This is a genomic window from Acinetobacter sp. ANC 3813, from assembly GCF_002135435.1.
Lineage (GTDB): Bacteria > Pseudomonadota > Gammaproteobacteria > Pseudomonadales > Moraxellaceae > Acinetobacter.
In genome coordinates this window covers 459338-475133 of the sequence record NZ_NEGK01000001.1, presented here as the reverse complement: position 1 = coordinate 475133, position 15796 = coordinate 459338, and the positions used below count along the sequence as shown (strand labels likewise).

Below are 15796 nucleotides of genomic sequence, written 5' to 3'. Positions count from 1 at the left end.
ATTAATGTATTAATAATTAAATTAAAAAACCTAAATTCTCTAAACGTAGACATGACTGCTCTACAGGGATGATGCTCAAGCGTCATCCCTTGTATATATGAGAAAGAGGGATTTGGTTTTTATGAAAGTTATGCTTGATAGTATTAGTATCTAGTTCGAGTTTTGAGCCATTCATCGATCTCATATTCAAGCCAAGCTATACTGTTTATTCCAAGTTTTCTTGGGCTTGGAAAATCGGGGTCATGACGTTTTGATTTGCTGTCTAATTTGTCATAAATGGTTGAGCGACTAATCTGGCATTTTTCAACCACTGCTTTAAGCTTTAACATTCTTAAAGTAGGGGATGAGTTATCTTTATCGTGGTGTGTTTTCATCTATTTTTCAGCTAATTGCACAACGTACTTGTTGTAGAGCCATTAGAGAATAGGTAAAGTGTGATTAGAATATGCTAGTTCTTTACACTATGAACCCTAATAGTAAAAAAATTGAAAAAATGTTTGACTTGATGATGAAGATCGTAGTTGTTTATTCTTTTGAAAGAGTGAAAATTAGACAAATATATGCCGAAGAATGTGCATGGTATGAAGAGAAGAACCTTGATATTGAAGTAGCAGCTGATAGGTTCTTGAGTTCACACCCCCCGAGAATTAACATTGAAAAAATATCTATAGATACTATGAATTTTGAAAAGGAATTTAAGCAACAACTAGTTCAGTATTTTTGGAATTATCATCAATATGGTTCTAAACCAAATAATATAGATGTATTTGAAAGCTTAGGGTACAAACAAGACCAAATTCATGATTGGATAGTTAATACGCATATCGGGTTTTATCCAGATGCCCGTCTTAGAGCGTTGAATCCAGCTGGATTTGTAGAACGCTATAATATTTATTCTTTTTTAGTTCCAGATCAATTTGAACAGATATTTTTTAAGTACTATAAAATTTTAAAATTATTGGAAGATTCAAAAGAACCCCTTTTAACTAATTTGATGAGCTTATTAAGTTTAATTCCTTACTACTCTCCGTACAGCATGCAAGCATTTACTGAGTTAGAAAACTATAGGAGTCAGCATTTAAATAAGAAACATTTTTCTGTATTTCATAATTGGTTTTTGTATGGTGTACAGGCTCCTCAATGTAATCCAATTGCTGATACCGTCAGTTATCTTTCGCTTGAGCATGAGCCGATCGCCTTGATTGATACTATTTTGCAATTTCTACTCAAACATTTACATCATCTTATTCGTTGGCATTTTTTTAACTATGAGATGACCGAACTGCACTCTGAAAAAAGAATTCAAGAAAATGTTCAAAAAGGTGAACTTAGGGACTTAGAGCAACTTGATCAAGTTACTAGATTGGCAGAAGCAATGTTTACAGCATTACCCAAAAATCAAAAAACAATATATGACTTTGTTGAGAAGAAAAAATCTATAGAAACAATAATGCATAGTTTAATGCTTTTTTATTTTGAAGCTAAGTATATTAAAGAGCATAAAATCCAGCTCGTTGAGGTTTCCAATAGTGAAAATCTAGCTGAGCCTAAGTTCTCAAGGTCAGACAAAAAAAAATTCAACAAAGCATTTTTTAAGTTTCTTGAAAAAGGTTTTGAAAAGGTTGAGATTAACGTTAAGTCTAAAACTGAAGGTAAATTTGATACATGGCACCTTACATCGGATTTATTTACAGAGGGTAAAATCAGTGGGGGAAGTATTCGATCAAATGCTATTAATCATAGAAAATTATTAAATTGAAACAATAGCTTGGAATAACTTAAACATACTAATTCTATATTGATATATAGCTTGATATTACGTACAGATTAGTGCATGAATTAAATTAATCATGCACTCGTCTTTATCCTATCCGATAGGTATAAGTCCCGTGAGCAGTACTGATAGCGACTTCCCGAATATGCGCTGCATTGCAGCGCGGATAGGCTAAAGCCGCGGAACCGTAACGCATATTTTGATAGTCATATAAACTAATCACTCTGCAATTGCCCCGATTAACGACCACATTTTTTATGGTGGTCGGCTGGTCATTCAGAGACAGGATATCAATTTTATCAATGTAACCCGTCATGGTTGAGTCCGTGATTTCACGATAAACCTTAAGTTCAAACTCTTCGTTATATTGCGGTTCTGCTGCGGATTCAGGAGCAGCCTCAGCATCTCCCTCAACAGCTGCAGGGGCCGGTTCTTTTGCCAGTACGCTGGGATCGTAGTCATCCCCCATATATTCCCGAAGCTTATCCTCTGTCAACTCACTCACAGGTGTATCCAGCAAGGCCTGCAGCTTTGGATCAACTTCAGCATCAGCTTCTGTGGCAGTACCTGCATCGGTTGCCGGTTTATCCTGACAGGCCCCTAAAAAAATCAATACACTGACGATCAGCCCAGTTTTTAAATAATGCATATCTTCCCCGCAATCCCAAAAATAATGAGCAATGCCCCTTATCTGCCCAATCCAGCGGGTATGGGTTCAGATAAAGGGCAGTGTGTGAATTACTTACATGCGCCTTTTTTTACGGCATCGACCATTCGCGGTTCACTGGAATAGCTGTCTAAAATCAGACAGATTTTTTGTTGGGAGCGGGCCGATTGCTGAATGAATTTTTCTCCTGCAATGGGGTTGGCGCCGCCTGCGTTATAGACCATATAGCGTTTGCCTGAAACCGCCTTAAAGGTAAAAGCATCTCCTGATTCTCCAAAGCCTTCGATTTTTTTAACGACAACGGTGACTTGTGGAGCTTTGGCTAAAGCAAGCGGTGCGAAGGCAGCCAGGCTAAGCGCCAGTATTAATTTTTGCATTGATTCAATTCCTTCTTATTTCTTATTTTCAAGATAGATAAGCACGGCTAAGCCTTGCGCAAAGATACGTTCATCCGCTGCTGAGGCTCCCCCTGCATTATAAAAAATGGGTTCAGCCGCCTGTGACAGATCGATACTGCGCTGTTTTTTGAAGCTGGCGCCTTTCCAAAGACCGTAACCGTCTCCCGCCTTGGCATAGTTCTTAATATTGTCGCCATAGGCGGTAAAATTATTAGGAATAGACAGCCACTGCTTTGACAGCGCATAAAAAGCATTGCAGTTCTGATTGCCTTTACAGCGCTGCGTCTTGGGTGCGGTTTGTGGACTGTTGTAGATTTTAGTCATGCTTTGGACATCAGCATGGCTGAGCGTAGCGCCGAATAGGCAAGCCATGATGGCGCCGCCCTGTAAAAAAGCTTTCATTATTGAGCTGTTCATAAAAATAAAGTTCCAAATTCTTGTTGTTTAATATTGCAAGATGCTGTTTAACGCTCAAAGATCAGTTAAACATTGAGATTGGCCAAACCGCCGCCTTGCCCAAATTGTAAGAATAGCTTTCGTTTGCAGTTGAACTGCACCCCTTTAAATAAAAGGAAAACAGCAAGGCAATGACGATATATGCCCCAATTAAATAATGTTTAATTTTCATGGTTATTCTTCCTAGCGGGACTGGCAGTATTGGGCAGCGGCAAGCATGCTGTCAGCAAAATCAGGCGGTAAATCAAACTGATTCAGATGCTGCTCACTGAGTTTTTGCATCACGGCCGGAGAATACCGCGCTTCAAGTTTGTCATAGACACAAGAGCAGGTTGAACGGTCGGTTCCGCCGGACTGGCATCCAGCATTGAATTCACGTTTGGCTTTGCTTTCACAGCCGGCTAGAGAAACGGCGGTGAGCAGAATAGCGCCCAGCATGGGCAGTGCAGAAATAAAAGACATGATGACTCCTGTCGTAAACAGAGGACGATCAAAGCCTAATTCCAATTCAGCATTCAGGTAGGGGCGGTTTTATTCGCGGGGCGGCTTATCCCAGCCAGCCAATGCAACCAAAAGCCAGAACACCAGCAGTACAGCAAAAAAACCAATGACTGCAGGGCCAAGCCAGACCAATACGCCGATGATGAGAATCAGACGGGCAAAGATCTTCATTAGCAATGCAAAGCAGGGCTGCCGTTCGGTTCAGATGAGCGGAGTGAAATCGGAATAAAATGAGAAATATAAAACAGAGAAACAGTCATGGTTATGACTCCTTTGGCTATGAAAGAAGTTTCACCACATTACTGCTAAATAATGGTGGCGAAACAAAAGGGGGTTAGCAGACTGATAGCCAAAGGATCAGCACACCCGAAGGTGTCCCCCTCCCGTTCCGCCGCAAAGGAGGACACACAAGGTTGCCCACCAAAAAGATAGACTTTTTAGTGTGCTTGGCTAAACGGTCTGCTAAAACCGGCTGGCAATGTAGGCCAGCAAGTGAATCATAATGCTAAGCTGAAAGCTGGTCAATTCATAAAGAGCTTGTAGTAGGTAATTAAAATTTATAAAAGTTTATTATTAGAAATGACGCTAAATAGTATGCAATTAATCTGCTTAATAAGTGAAGAAAATTAGTTTCGATATCTTCCATTCTCTGAAAGATATCGATGAGTCGAAAAATAACTCTTTTATGGAAATCACACAGCCTTTAATTCGGGCATTATTTCAATCTCTGAAATTTGAGTATCCCAAAAAGCATTCCATAGGTTGCAGTATTCTAGGCATAAACTGCTCAGTTGTTCATAGTCATCAGCCGTAATTGCTTGGGCTAGGGCATACCAAAGATCATCTTGATGATCATCATCTGCGGCCTCGGCTGTTTCATCACTGGATACACCATGAACAAAATAGTAACCGCCGCCTTCAACATCAACTCCTGCAGCTTTAGTTGCTTGACGTAATGGTGGGCTGAAAAGAATCACCTCTTCCTCAGCGACAGCAAGAAGGGCTAATACATTTTTGTAACTATCGTAAGATTGCTCTAAGAAGATTCTGACATCATTTGAGATAGCAGTCGGCTGATATTTTTGGCGTTCCGTTTCACATATGCCATATTGACTTAATAAGTCTTCAAATAATGGATAATGTGCATAAGCAGGGTTGCCTTGATAATAATTATTTTGATCAAAACCCGGTCGGAATCCAAATTCATCTAATATATTCAGACTCAACAAAAAACGCGGTGCGAGTTTTGCTCCAGAATGAAGATTAGGTTCTAATTGTTTTGTTTGAAATTGAGCCATTAATAAGGCATCAGTAAAAATTTGAACTATGGCATGACGGTATTCGAGATGAATTTTTTTTAGGGTGTCTCTATTTAATAAGCCACTATTGAGGATTTCAATCGCTGGATGTGTTGAAACTGGATGGTCAGCTATGGTTTTTCTCAGACTCTTGAGAAATTTTAAGTTATCCTCCCACTGAATTGCAGGGATACTTTTTTGTATCTCAGCAAGAGCATTTTGACGGGGGTCATCAAATTTTTCAAACTTTTTAAGCATAACTATTCTCAATTATATTGTGGATTAATGAGTCAAGCACTGAGTTTTTGATATCTATGCCACAGAAAAACACTGTCAAAGTTCATTTTTCACTCATTTCTTAACAAATTGATTTTATGTATGTTTTTTGAAGAAAGCAATTGACTTTAATAAAAAAAGTTGGCTGTAAATTGATTGTAAACTATGGATTAATAATAAATAATTTTAAATTTTTTGTTTGCATCTCATTTTTTTTTTGATTACTCTTGCGTCGTTATTATCTGTATCTAAGTTTAAAAAGTTTGGCTAAGCCTTGTCTGTTTTGGAGAGTTTTTACAGTGTCTAAGAAAGAGGAAATAATAAGCATAGCTACTGCTCTTTTTAATCAGGGTAGCTACAATTCTGTAGGTGTTGATAAAATTATTTTAGAATCTAAAGTCGCAAAAATGACTTTTTATAAATATTTCCCATCTAAAGAAAAATTAATTGAGTCTTGTCTTTACCAAAGAAAATTAGATATCCAAAGTGCTATTGAGTCGAAATTAGCAGGTATTAATGAGCCGCTTTTAAGGTTGCAAGGTATATATAACTGGTATATAGATTGGATTTTTTCAAATCAATTTAATGGGTGTATGTTCAATAAAGCTTCTTTAGAAATATTGATAATGTATTCTTCTGTAAAAAAACCAATTGATGAATATAGAACTTGGTTGTCGCAGCTAGTGCAGGATGTCTTTGGAGAGCTCAAAATTAATAAGCCTGTAGATATAGCAAATTTTTTTATCGGTATATTAGATGGTTTAACGATAAATGCGCTCATCAGTAAAGAGCTCTTTTCTCCTGAAGATACGTGGTCATATATCTTGAAACTGATTAAATTTGAAGAAAAAATGCAGACATTGAATTGTTGTTGATCACTGCACGYATTTSATACTTTAGTTAAGCTACAAAATAAGATTTTATAAAAGAAATAAAAGTTCAATATTTAATCATTTTTTGATCAAAACCCTGCTCCATTTATTTTTTACTCTAAAAAACTGTTGTGCTTAGTTTCGAGAATGAGGAAGTTTAAATCCCTTTTTAAAGCTAAATTTAGGTTTTTCTTATTTGCAAAAGTTTTTATATATTTAGACAGCTTTATATAAAATTCATCCTAAATAATTTTAGATACATAACACCTGAATGAAGTAGCAGCTGAATGCTCGTCCGTTGAATGATGAGTCGCCAGCTGATGCAAACACATTACACTAAATCTGATTTGGGTAAAAATTGGGTACAAAATTTCTAGATTATTTAAATTAATATTTAAAATCATTGGATTGGGTTTTGAGTTCAATTGACGCCATCCCACCAAAATTCAATTCAGAGATGTTCGACTGAATGTAAAAAAGCCCTTAAATTCAATATTTAAGGGCTTTTTTATTGGCTGTATCGTCCGATCCTGTCCTAGCTTAAAGACAAGCTAGGTAAAACGCTCTTAGGATTAGATATCGAAGGCTTTTTAATCTCCAGTGGGGATCAAAGAATCAAGCAATGGTTCAATCAATTTAAAAAGACATTTTAATTTTCTGGCTCATTGCAAAAGATAAACCAACATCCAATTTTATAAAAATTTCAGCAGTAATAATTGCTGCTTATGCTTTATCATCTATTGACTCAATTCATAATAAATAATTGTGTTTTAATAATTTAAGTGATTTATGCCAGTTGGTTTTTTCAAATAATTTTATGATTTTAATGGCAAATTATATATTCAGCACACCTAATGAATGGAAGTCAAAAACTAACTAGAAAAATTATAGGTGCTTTGACAGGCTTTAAAGTTCTTGATTTAAGTCTAATTCTTGCAGGGCCGTGTGACCCATCGTTAAGAAATTAAAGCGTTGTTGCAGCAGCATTTTATGACTCAATCCGCAAAGTTTTGGGTCGAAGGTATTCATGCGGTGACGGTTCCGGTTGGTATGACTAATGCTTTACAGCAAGCATTAATTAGAAGAAGAGCAGCTGATATCGCGTGAAATGCTTGTTAGTATGGAGCATCCATTACGTTCAAATTATCTTTTGATTGGTTTACCCATTCAATTGTCTAGAATGCCAGTCCAATATGTTAAAGCACCCCCTTATTTGGATGAAGTACTGACAAAATTTTAAACCGTTTTGTTTCTGAAGATGCATTGAACGTTTTAAGGCATAAAAATATCATTCAGCAAGACTAAAATAAAAGGCACCTTATGTGCCTTTTAATCTTTTGATTTTAATCATAGAAAACAGCAAACTCTTCGGCAGGAACACGCGGTGTATGTAATTGATTCACCACTTGCGTTTGGTCTGAGTAACCCAAGGCAACGGTACAAACGAGTTCTTCATTTTCAGGAATACCAAGCACTTTAGCAACAATTTGATGAAATGGATTCCATGCAGCTTGAGGACAGCTATCAATTCCACGTGCTTTGGCTGCGATCATGACATTTTGAATCATCATTGCAATGTCCATTTTTGAGCCAGTTTCTAAAGTTGTGCTTAAAGTAAAAAATAGGCCTACGGGAGCATCAAATAACTGATAATTACGTAAATGCTGCTGCTGCATTTTTTGCTGTTCACCTTTTTTAATATCCAGCAAACCGTAAAGTCCCCAGCCATTTTCACGGCGGCGCTCAATAAATGGCGATGTCCATTGCTCAGGATAATACTTAAACGTTTCTTGATGACGGCTTGCAATTTCAGGCTGCGCTCAATAAATGGCGATGTCCATTGCTCAGGATAATACTTAAACGTTTCTTGATGACGGCTTGCAATTTCAGGCTGCGCAAAAATCTGGCTTTGCACTGCACAGACCTGCTGAATCAGCTCTTTGCGTTTTTGGCCATTCACGACATAAACTTTCCAAGGCTGAATATTGTTGCCTGACGGTGCACGGCAGGCGATGTTTAAAATATCTTTGATGGTCTGTGTATCAAGTGGGGTATTTTTAAAAGCGCGTACAGAATGCCTTGAGCTAATGGCTTGATCCACCAAGGTATGTTGCTGCATTTGAAACTCCTTTTAATTTTGATTTTAAGTAACGTTATAAATTTTATCAGTCCAAAACCTAGCGCATTGCTAGAAACCAAAACCGTACCAATCGTGTCAGCATCAGGTTGTGCAATGCGGCTCTGTTTGAGGCGTATATTCAACTTGTTGAGTAAGTGAATTAAGCTGGCTAAAACATCTAAGACAAAGTCAGACATGGCTTGGGGACAGAAAATAAAAAACGTTCCTGTAAATAGAGCTGGCTTTGTTGTCTTGATGAGAGCTGACAAGCTGTACACAGCCTTCACGCTCTAATCATTTTTAAAGCATTGTTTAAACTTTGCCGGATAATCACTAAGTATTCGGTTAAATCTGAAACTGAAATGCCTGCATTATTGAGGTGCGGACATGAAAGCGTGCCCATCACGCAGCAATGAAATAGTGAAATATCAGATACATGTAAACATTGCTGATCAATACGGTTACTTGCTTGAAAAAACTTTAAAAACAGCCAATTAAGAATCAAATATATAGTTTGATCGTAATTTCCAAGCTTTGAATCTGGCATAATTATTAAGTGTGTTTTCTATTGATATTTGCAGTTCGCATATCTGCACAAAACAAACTTAAAACTATTGTTGGCTAAAATTCGCTTTCCGTTTTTCTAGAAAAGCTTGTATGCCTTCAGCAGCATCAGCGCTTTGGCTGCATTCCACAAAAAGTTTGGCCTCCAATTCGAGCCCCTGATGAATATTTAAATCGGTTGCAGATTGAACCGCCTGCATAATTTGCTGAATGGCTACTGGAAATTGTGCTGCTAATGAATTTAAATAGGCTTTTCCGCTTTCAATTGGATCTGGCATTTCTATAATCTGATTTACCAGGCCGATGGTATAGGCTTCTTCTGCAGACACAATTCTGCCGCTGGCAACCATTTCAAGCGCTTTTGATACCCCAATTAAACGCGGTAAGCGCTGTGTTCCGCCATAACCAGGAATTAAACCGAGTTTTATTTCAGGCAGTCCAAGACCTGCATCAGGACTGCATATTCTAAATGTACAAGCCATCGCCAGTTCAAGTCCGCCGCCCAAAGCCAGGCCATGAATACAGGCCAGTGTTGGAAATTTTAATTCATGTATTTGCTGGAATAAGGCCTGACCGATTTGTATTTTATGCAAATGTTCTGCAGGACTTTTATTCAGTAATTCGGTGATGTCTGCACCCGCGCAAAAGGCTTTGCCTTCACCAGTGAAGATGGCGGCACGTAGATTCAGTGTTGAAATTTCTGACACAATTTCTTGTAAATTTTCAATCATATCTGCATTTAATGCATTTCTTGCTTCAGGGCGGTGCAATCGAATAACCGCAATATTGTTTTCATAGTGAAGTTTAACAAGCATGTTCCATTTCCTTGGAAAATTAGATTTATAAAAAGCATAGGTTGAATTGTTTTTATGTCAATATCTAAATATAAATAAATTGAAAGTATGCCAATTATCTAGGTGTTTTATTAATATATATGTAATGGTGTTGACATAAAAACAATCATTCACTAATCTGATCTGGCTGTTTATTCAACAAGTTCGGGTTTTGATTTCTGTCAGAAATATCCAGACAGCAATTGGATGCGTATGGCAAACGGAATGCTAAAAACAGTAAAGAACTACAACAACAATAACAATCAAGGAGTTGATTGATGAGTCAAGTCGATATGCAGAATTTAGCGAGTGAAGCTAAATTCAACGGTTTTCATGCCAAAGTTTTAATGTGGTGCATGCTGATTATCATTCTGGATGGATATGATATTTCTGTTGCAGGCGCAGCTTTACCTTCAATTATGGAACAAATGAATGTAAGTGCTTCAACGGCTGGATTTATGGCGAGTTCAGCGCTATTTGGAATGATGATTGGCGCTATTTTTTTTGGCGGTCTTGCCGATAAAATTGGCCGCCGCTTAACCATTGCCATTTGTGTATTTTTATTCAGTGCTTTTACTGCGATTGCGGGTTTAGCCGATGATCCTGTGACATTCAGCATCGTGCGTTTTATTGCGGGATTAGGCATTGGCGGCGTAATGCCGAATGTGGTTGCGCAAATGACGGAATATTCACCGAAGAAAGTGCGTAATGTCATGACCTCATTGATGTTTTCGGGTTATGCCGTAGGCGGAATTTTAGCGGCGGTTTTAGGCAAGCAGTTTATTGTGCAATATGGCTGGCAGGTGGTGTTCTATGCTGCAGGTATACCAGTTGTTTTGCTGCCTTTTATCTTGAAATCCATGCCGGAATCAGTGGTTTATTTGGTGAAGAAAAATAAACAGGCTGAACTGCGTAAGATTGCAGAGCAAATTGCACCGCAAGCACAATTCCCTGCGGATGCGGTTTTTGTCAATGGTTCATCAAATAGTAATCTAAAACCGACGGTGGGGCTGTTATTCAGTGACGGACGCGCGTTCAGTACCCTGATGTTTTGGGTGGCATTTTTTACCTGCCTGTTTATGGTGTATGCGTTAAGCACTTGGCTCACCAAGTTAATGGCAATGTCAGGCTATTCATTAGGTTCCGCACTTACTTTTGTGATCGCGCTGAATATTGGCGCAATTGTTGGCGCAGTCGGTGGCGGCTGGTTAGCAGATCGCTTCCACATTAAATGGGTGTTGGTCATTATGTATGCCTTGGGCAGTGTCTTTTTGTATTTAATGACCATGCCTATGTCGACCAGCATGCTGTATTTCATTATTGCTGTTGTAGGTGCTTGTTCAACAGGTGCGCAAATTGTTGCATATTCATACTGCGGTCAATTTTATCCAAGCGTGATCCGTTCAACGGGAATTGGCATGGCTTCAGGCGTAGGGCGTTTAGGCGCAATTGGCGCACCGCTATTAATTGGTTTTATTGTGTCGTTAAATTTGCCGATTCAGCAAAACTTCTTTGTGATTGCTTTGGCAGGTTTAATAGGTGCTGTGGCTTTATCTCTGATTAATCATAAACGCGCAGATATGGCGCAAGTGCAGAGTAAAACCAATTTTAATTTAAAAGCTGAGGAAGTGTAACATGAAGGCTCTTGTTGCTGTAAAACGTGTGGTTGATGCCAACGTTAAAGTTCGTGTTAAACCGGACAACAGTGGTGTTGACTTAACAAACGTTAAGATGTCAATCAACCCATTCTGTGAAATCGCAGTGGAAGAAGCGGTTCGCTTAAAAGAAAAAGGAACTGTTTCAGAAATCGTTGTTGTTTCTATTGGTCCTAAAGAAGCTCAAGAACAAATCCGTTCTTCTATGGCGCTTGGCGTTGACCGCGGTATCTTAGTTGAAGCTGATGACAGCCAGCTAGGCGCGCTTGAAATTGCTAAAATTTTAAAAGGTGTGGTTGAAGCGGAACAGCCTCAATTAATCCTTCTAGGCAAACAAGCCATTGATGATGACTCAAACCAAGTCGGCCAAATGCTTGGCGCTCTTCTTGGCGCAGGCCAAGGAACTTTCGCTTCAGAAGTGAAAGTTGACGGCGACAAAGTACAAGTGATGCGTGAAATTGACGGCGGTCTGCAAACTGTAGAACTTGCGCTTCCTGCAATCATCACCACTGACTTGCGTTTGAACGAACCGCGTTATGCAGCTCTTCCAAATATTATGAAAGCGCGTAAAAAACCGCTGGATACCAAGTCACCGGCTGATTATGGCGTAAACCCTGCAACTAAGCTTAAAACGGTTAAAGTTGAAGCGCCTGCAGAACGTAAAGCGGGCGTACAAGTGAAGTCTGTAGACGAGCTTGTAGAAAAATTGAAAAACGAAGCGAAAGTGATCTAATACAGAAGGATAAAAATCATGAGTATTTTAGTTATCGCTGAGCACGACAACAAAGCACTTAACGGCGCTACTTTAAACGTTGTTGCTGCAGCGCAAAAAATCGGTGGTGATATCACTGTATTGGTTGCTGGTTCAGGCGCGCAAGCGGTTGCTGACCAAGCGGCTAAAGTTGCTGGCGTAAGCAAAGTATTGCTTGCTGACGACGCTGCTTATGCTAACCAATTGGCTGAAAACGTAGGTAAATTAGTTGCTTCTATCGGTTCTGGCTATTCGCACATTCTTGCTGCGTCTACAACAACGGGTAAAAACATTCTGCCACGCGCAGCTGCGCTTCTTGATGTCAGCATGATCACTGACATTACTGCAGTCGATTCAGCAAATACATTCAAGCGTCCTATCTATGCTGGCAACGCGATTGCTACAGTTCAATCTGACGAATCAATCGTTGTTGCAACTGTACGCGGTACTGCATTTGATCCAGTTGCAAGCGACGGCGGTTCTGCTGCAGTTGAAGCGCTTGCTTCTGCTGGCGATGCGGGTATTTCTAAGTTCATTAACGAAGAAATCGTTAAATCTGAACGTCCAGAATTAACAGCTGCACGCATTGTTGTATCTGGCGGCCGCGGTGTTGGTTCAGGTGAAAACTATCACACTGTACTTGACCCATTGGCTGACAAGCTGGGTGCTGCTCAAGGCGCGTCACGTGCTGCAGTAGATGCTGGCTTCGTACCAAACGACATGCAAGTTGGTCAAACAGGTAAAATCGTTGCGCCAGAACTGTACATCGCTGTAGGTATCTCCGGTGCGATTCAGCACTTGGCAGGCATGAAAGAGTCTAAAGTGATCGTTGCGATCAACAAAGACGAAGAAGCGCCAATTAATGCAGTAGCAGACTACTGGTTAGTCGGTGACTTGAACACTGTTGTTCCAGAATTAGTGTCTCATATTTAAAGATATTTGTTAGCCTTAATCAAAAAAGCCAGCCTTTATAGCTAAAGGCTGGATCAATGGATTTTATAATCCAGTGATTCCAGTGAATTTTGATCTGGAGTATATGTAGGGTGAGCGTAAAACATTTAATGATAAAAAGGGGGATAGATAATCAATGGAATTTCACAGCGATTTATGATTTTTAAAACAATTTTATGTAGACGTTCATCTGCGCCAGTTCTATCTTTTTATACAATAAAACCTTTTGTATGTGATGATGTTCAAAGTAATGGAAAAACCCCTTTGAGAAGTATTTTACCTGTATCTAAGTCTTGTAATTATTTGTTTTATTTATCTAAATTAAATTAGTTTTGTCAAATATTAGAATATTATCAGCGGAAATGATATGAGTACAGTGAGAAATCAAAAAACCATATTAAACAAACAAAAAATTTTGGAGTCGGCAGAAAGGCTTTTAATTGATAATTGTCAGTATGTTTTAATAGATGATTTAGCAAAAGAAGTAGATATGGCAAAGGGCACCATATATAAATATTTTAAGAGTAAAAATCAAATATATTTGGAAATTTTAATCCAAAATGAAAAACGGTTATTAGATATTTCAATACACTACAATAAAGATATCAAGACGTTTTTATCAAATTTTATGTTGTATCATTTAAATAATTCAAATCGCACGATTAGACTACATACAATAGAGGAACAGATTACCAGTCAAGAACGAAAACTGAACTATTTATTTGACGAGCTGTATTCTATACGTGAAAAAAGAATTCTCGAAATGAAAGACATTACAGCGGAGCATTTAAAACGGATGGGAAGTGTATTTTCTGTTCGTGATTATTTTTCTTATATTTGGAGTATTACCTATGGGGTTGCTCTGCTTATCAGTTCAAACAGCTGTAAACAAGCAGGGATGAATAAAGAAAAATTGATAAACTTTTATATTGATCAAGTCATTAATATTTAATATTTAAATCTGGATATTCTCTTTGATAAAGCAGCTTGGAGGTGCTTTAATATTTGAATAAGCTTGTTAGATATTTTGCTTCTGAATGTGGGGGTTTTTAATCATAGGGTTTCATTTAATACTCTATAACATTTAATTATTATTAATGTTTTTATGAATTTACTAATTATAAAATTGAGTAACTGGGCATACTCTTTAGATTGAGTGAAATATTTAAAAATAAATTATTTATAAAGAGTTGAGTTTTTTGATAGATAGCACATGATTAAATCTTTAAGTTAAGATGAATGGAAGTAAATAAGTCTTAGTAAAATAGTAATTAGAGTTAATTTATAAATTATTGATTTAATATTTCTTTCATTGTTGAAAAAAAATATAAAATTTCGAATCAAGAGATAAAATTTGAACAAGATTGTTAAGTGATTCAAAGGACTAAATTTAATGGGTCAAAATTGGGTTAATTATTTTTTTATTCCATAAAATAGCTTTGGAATGAATGGGTTAGTATTTTATTTAATTGACGCTATTCCCCCCAAATATCTTCCAAAACTTAGCAAAATATGCCAGGTTTTAAAGAAAAAAGGCTTAAACCGTAAAGATTTAAGCCTTTTTCCTGCCATTAAATATAATGATGAAGTGATGCTATTTATAGCTCGTATAAATTAAACGAAATAAAAATTTTGAGCTTAATTAATAAAAGCTCAAAGTTTTCACTCAGTTCTATTCTTAAATTTTATTGCAAGTTAAGTCTTTAAAAATCAAATAATTTGATTTTTGTAAATTAAGCGGAATAATTCTCTTTGCGATGAAATTTGCAGTTTTGAATATGCCCGTTTTCGGTGTGTAGCAATGGTATTGATTGAGATATTCAAAATGAGATTGATGGCTACAGAACTATAGCCCTGAGTAATATATGCGCAGATTTCAGCTTCGCGGTGTGTCAAATTATATCTAAGCAAAATATTGGTAATTTTTTCAATATTTGCATTTCGGTCTTCAAAACTATCTTGTTCGATATCAACATTAATAGGTGCTGTACTAAATATTGTAACAGGCACATCACTCAGCTGCAGAAGCTTTGAATGCTGAATCGTGCTTTGCACAACCAAATTTGAAATGCGGGTCAAAAAAGCTTTTTGATGATTTGACAGGCGTTCAGAGGACTTGTGGCGGCACAGATTAATCGTGTAAAAATGATCGCCAGCTTTATAGCTCCATGTAATTTCCTCACCTATTTCAAATGGATCGTAATATTTTTGCAGAATGACTTCAGATTTTTTATCGCTGGCTTTTAAATGATTGATATCTAAGAAATGCGTACTTGGAATGGATGCAGAGTTGTATTGAATATATTTAAACAGCGGGTCATTGTCATAATCGCTGGCAATCCAAGTATCAATGCTCTCATTAATTTCCTGAAGATTATTGAAGCCAAGTCTATGCGAAGACATTAATTTACGGGGATGATGCTGATCCGCCGTATATTGATAGCCCAGACAGGCAATAATTCCTAAATTATCATTAAATAAATTGAGAAGTGAATTGCCAAAACTATTTGAACCGCTTGAAGATATTAACGAAGCGAGGGCTTCTGGTGAAATATTCATAATATTCCCTTATACAAGCTAAGTTGAACTTTTCTGCTAACATCCTATTAGCAATATTTAGACCATTTTGCTTAGAGCATGCCGATTCATTTCGGCGCAATGGTTAATTTCTTATTCATATA

General features: G+C 37.6%; 16 protein-coding genes and 1 pseudogene. 7 read left to right on the top strand and 10 right to left on the bottom strand.

From position 1 onward, the window contains the following. Window positions 1–143: 143 nt before the first annotated feature. Window positions 144–329, bottom strand: a complete 186-nt coding sequence (locus B9T34_RS02290; RefSeq protein WP_086211657.1) for an AlpA family phage regulatory protein — start codon at window positions 327–329, stop codon at window positions 144–146. A gap of 176 nt (window positions 330–505) precedes the next feature. Between B9T34_RS02290 and B9T34_RS02285 the strand changes: the two genes are divergently transcribed. Beyond that, window positions 506–1759 (top strand): hypothetical protein, encoded by a 1254-nt coding sequence (locus B9T34_RS02285; protein WP_171265096.1) that lies wholly within the window; start codon window positions 506–508, stop codon window positions 1757–1759. Between the two features lie 103 nt (window positions 1760–1862). On the opposite strand, the gene B9T34_RS02280 is transcribed toward B9T34_RS02285, so the two are convergent. The 6 genes from B9T34_RS02280 to B9T34_RS02260 all read right to left on the bottom strand — a co-directional run bounded on the left by B9T34_RS02280 (window position 1863) and on the right by B9T34_RS02260 (window position 5352). Continuing rightward, window positions 1863–2423, bottom strand: a complete 561-nt coding sequence (locus tag B9T34_RS02280; protein WP_086211524.1) for a hypothetical protein — start codon at window positions 2421–2423, stop codon at window positions 1863–1865. An 89-nt stretch (window positions 2424–2512) separates the two neighbouring features. Then, entirely contained in the window at window positions 2513–2818 is a 306-nt protein-coding gene (locus B9T34_RS02275) for a hypothetical protein (protein ID WP_086211523.1), read from the bottom strand. A 15-nt stretch (window positions 2819–2833) separates the two neighbouring features. After that, window positions 2834–3256: a hypothetical protein gene (locus B9T34_RS02270; RefSeq protein WP_086211522.1), complete on the bottom strand. Its 423-nt coding sequence runs from the start codon at window positions 3254–3256 to the stop codon at window positions 2834–2836. Between the two features lie 222 nt (window positions 3257–3478). Next, complete coding sequence (locus B9T34_RS02265) at window positions 3479–3757, bottom strand: hypothetical protein (RefSeq protein ID WP_086211521.1); 279 nt, start codon at window positions 3755–3757, stop codon at window positions 3479–3481. Window positions 3758–3826: 69 nt separating this feature from the next. Beyond that, entirely contained in the window at window positions 3827–3967 is a 141-nt protein-coding gene (locus B9T34_RS18820; protein ID WP_171265095.1) for a hypothetical protein, read from the bottom strand. A gap of 521 nt (window positions 3968–4488) precedes the next feature. Then, window positions 4489–5352: a hypothetical protein gene (locus B9T34_RS02260; RefSeq protein WP_086211520.1), complete on the bottom strand. Its 864-nt coding sequence runs from the start codon at window positions 5350–5352 to the stop codon at window positions 4489–4491. Between the two features lie 317 nt (window positions 5353–5669). On the opposite strand from B9T34_RS02260, the gene B9T34_RS02255 reads away from it, so the two are divergent. After that, entirely contained in the window at window positions 5670–6245 is a 576-nt protein-coding gene (locus tag B9T34_RS02255; RefSeq protein ID WP_086211519.1) for a TetR/AcrR family transcriptional regulator, read from the top strand. A gap of 1340 nt (window positions 6246–7585) precedes the next feature. On the opposite strand, the pseudogene B9T34_RS19160 reads toward B9T34_RS02255, so the two are convergent. Together B9T34_RS19160 and B9T34_RS02240 are read right to left on the bottom strand one after the other, a co-directional pair. After that, a pseudogene (locus tag B9T34_RS19160) lies at window positions 7586–8361 on the bottom strand (nitroreductase). Window positions 8362–8972: 611 nt separating this feature from the next. After that, window positions 8973–9740: an enoyl-CoA hydratase/isomerase family protein gene (locus tag B9T34_RS02240; RefSeq protein WP_086211517.1), complete on the bottom strand. Its 768-nt coding sequence runs from the start codon at window positions 9738–9740 to the stop codon at window positions 8973–8975. Between the two features lie 296 nt (window positions 9741–10036). Between B9T34_RS02240 and B9T34_RS02235 the strand changes: the two genes are divergently transcribed. The 5 genes from B9T34_RS02235 to B9T34_RS18805 all read left to right on the top strand — a co-directional run bounded on the left by B9T34_RS02235 (window position 10037) and on the right by B9T34_RS18805 (window position 14733). Further along, window positions 10037–11392, top strand: coding sequence for an MFS transporter (locus tag B9T34_RS02235; protein WP_086211516.1), 1356 nt, complete (start codon window positions 10037–10039; stop codon window positions 11390–11392). Between the two features lies 1 nt (window position 11393). Further along, window positions 11394–12146 (top strand): electron transfer flavoprotein subunit beta/FixA family protein, encoded by a 753-nt coding sequence (locus tag B9T34_RS02230; RefSeq protein ID WP_086211515.1) that lies wholly within the window; start codon window positions 11394–11396, stop codon window positions 12144–12146. A gap of 18 nt (window positions 12147–12164) precedes the next feature. Beyond that, the gene (locus B9T34_RS02225; protein WP_086211514.1) at window positions 12165–13097 is read left to right on the top strand and encodes an electron transfer flavoprotein subunit alpha/FixB family protein; all 933 of its coding nucleotides are present in this window, start codon (window positions 12165–12167) and stop codon (window positions 13095–13097) included. Window positions 13098–13482: 385 nt separating this feature from the next. Then, on the top strand, window positions 13483–14067 hold the full coding sequence (locus B9T34_RS02220) for a TetR/AcrR family transcriptional regulator (protein ID WP_086211513.1): 585 nt from the start codon (window positions 13483–13485) through the stop codon (window positions 14065–14067). A gap of 492 nt (window positions 14068–14559) precedes the next feature. Further along, window positions 14560–14733, top strand: a complete 174-nt coding sequence (locus B9T34_RS18805; protein WP_171265094.1) for a hypothetical protein — start codon at window positions 14560–14562, stop codon at window positions 14731–14733. A 92-nt stretch (window positions 14734–14825) separates the two neighbouring features. Here B9T34_RS18805 and B9T34_RS02215 read toward each other — a convergent pair whose 3' ends face one another. Further along, on the bottom strand, window positions 14826–15674 hold the full coding sequence (locus B9T34_RS02215; protein ID WP_086211512.1) for a LuxR C-terminal-related transcriptional regulator: 849 nt from the start codon (window positions 15672–15674) through the stop codon (window positions 14826–14828). Between the last annotated feature and the right edge of the window lie 122 nt (window positions 15675–15796).

Bases quoted from the DNA above. Each gene is read 5' to 3' on its own strand.
- B9T34_RS02290 (WP_086211657.1), bottom strand. From the start codon at position 329: ATGTTAAAGCTTAAAGCAGTGGTTGAAAAATGCCAGATTAGTCGCTCA.
- B9T34_RS02285 (WP_171265096.1), top strand. From the start codon at position 506: ATGATGAAGATCGTAGTTGTTTATTCTTTTGAAAGAGTGAAAATTAGA.
- B9T34_RS02280 (WP_086211524.1), bottom strand. From the start codon at position 2,423: ATGCATTATTTAAAAACTGGGCTGATCGTCAGTGTATTGATTTTTTTA.
- B9T34_RS02275 (WP_086211523.1), bottom strand. From the start codon at position 2,818: ATGCAAAAATTAATACTGGCGCTTAGCCTGGCTGCCTTCGCACCGCTT.
- B9T34_RS02270 (WP_086211522.1), bottom strand. From the start codon at position 3,256: ATGAACAGCTCAATAATGAAAGCTTTTTTACAGGGCGGCGCCATCATG.
- B9T34_RS02265 (WP_086211521.1), bottom strand. From the start codon at position 3,757: ATGTCTTTTATTTCTGCACTGCCCATGCTGGGCGCTATTCTGCTCACC.
- B9T34_RS18820 (WP_171265095.1), bottom strand. From the start codon at position 3,967: ATGAAGATCTTTGCCCGTCTGATTCTCATCATCGGCGTATTGGTCTGG.
- B9T34_RS02260 (WP_086211520.1), bottom strand. From the start codon at position 5,352: ATGCTTAAAAAGTTTGAAAAATTTGATGACCCCCGTCAAAATGCTCTT.
- B9T34_RS02240 (WP_086211517.1), bottom strand. From the start codon at position 9,740: ATGCTTGTTAAACTTCACTATGAAAACAATATTGCGGTTATTCGATTG.
- B9T34_RS02235 (WP_086211516.1), top strand. From the start codon at position 10,037: ATGAGTCAAGTCGATATGCAGAATTTAGCGAGTGAAGCTAAATTCAAC.
- B9T34_RS02230 (WP_086211515.1), top strand. From the start codon at position 11,394: ATGAAGGCTCTTGTTGCTGTAAAACGTGTGGTTGATGCCAACGTTAAA.
- B9T34_RS02225 (WP_086211514.1), top strand. From the start codon at position 12,165: ATGAGTATTTTAGTTATCGCTGAGCACGACAACAAAGCACTTAACGGC.
- B9T34_RS02220 (WP_086211513.1), top strand. From the start codon at position 13,483: ATGAGTACAGTGAGAAATCAAAAAACCATATTAAACAAACAAAAAATT.
- B9T34_RS18805 (WP_171265094.1), top strand. From the start codon at position 14,560: ATGAATGGGTTAGTATTTTATTTAATTGACGCTATTCCCCCCAAATAT.
- B9T34_RS02215 (WP_086211512.1), bottom strand. From the start codon at position 15,674: ATGAATATTTCACCAGAAGCCCTCGCTTCGTTAATATCTTCAAGCGGT.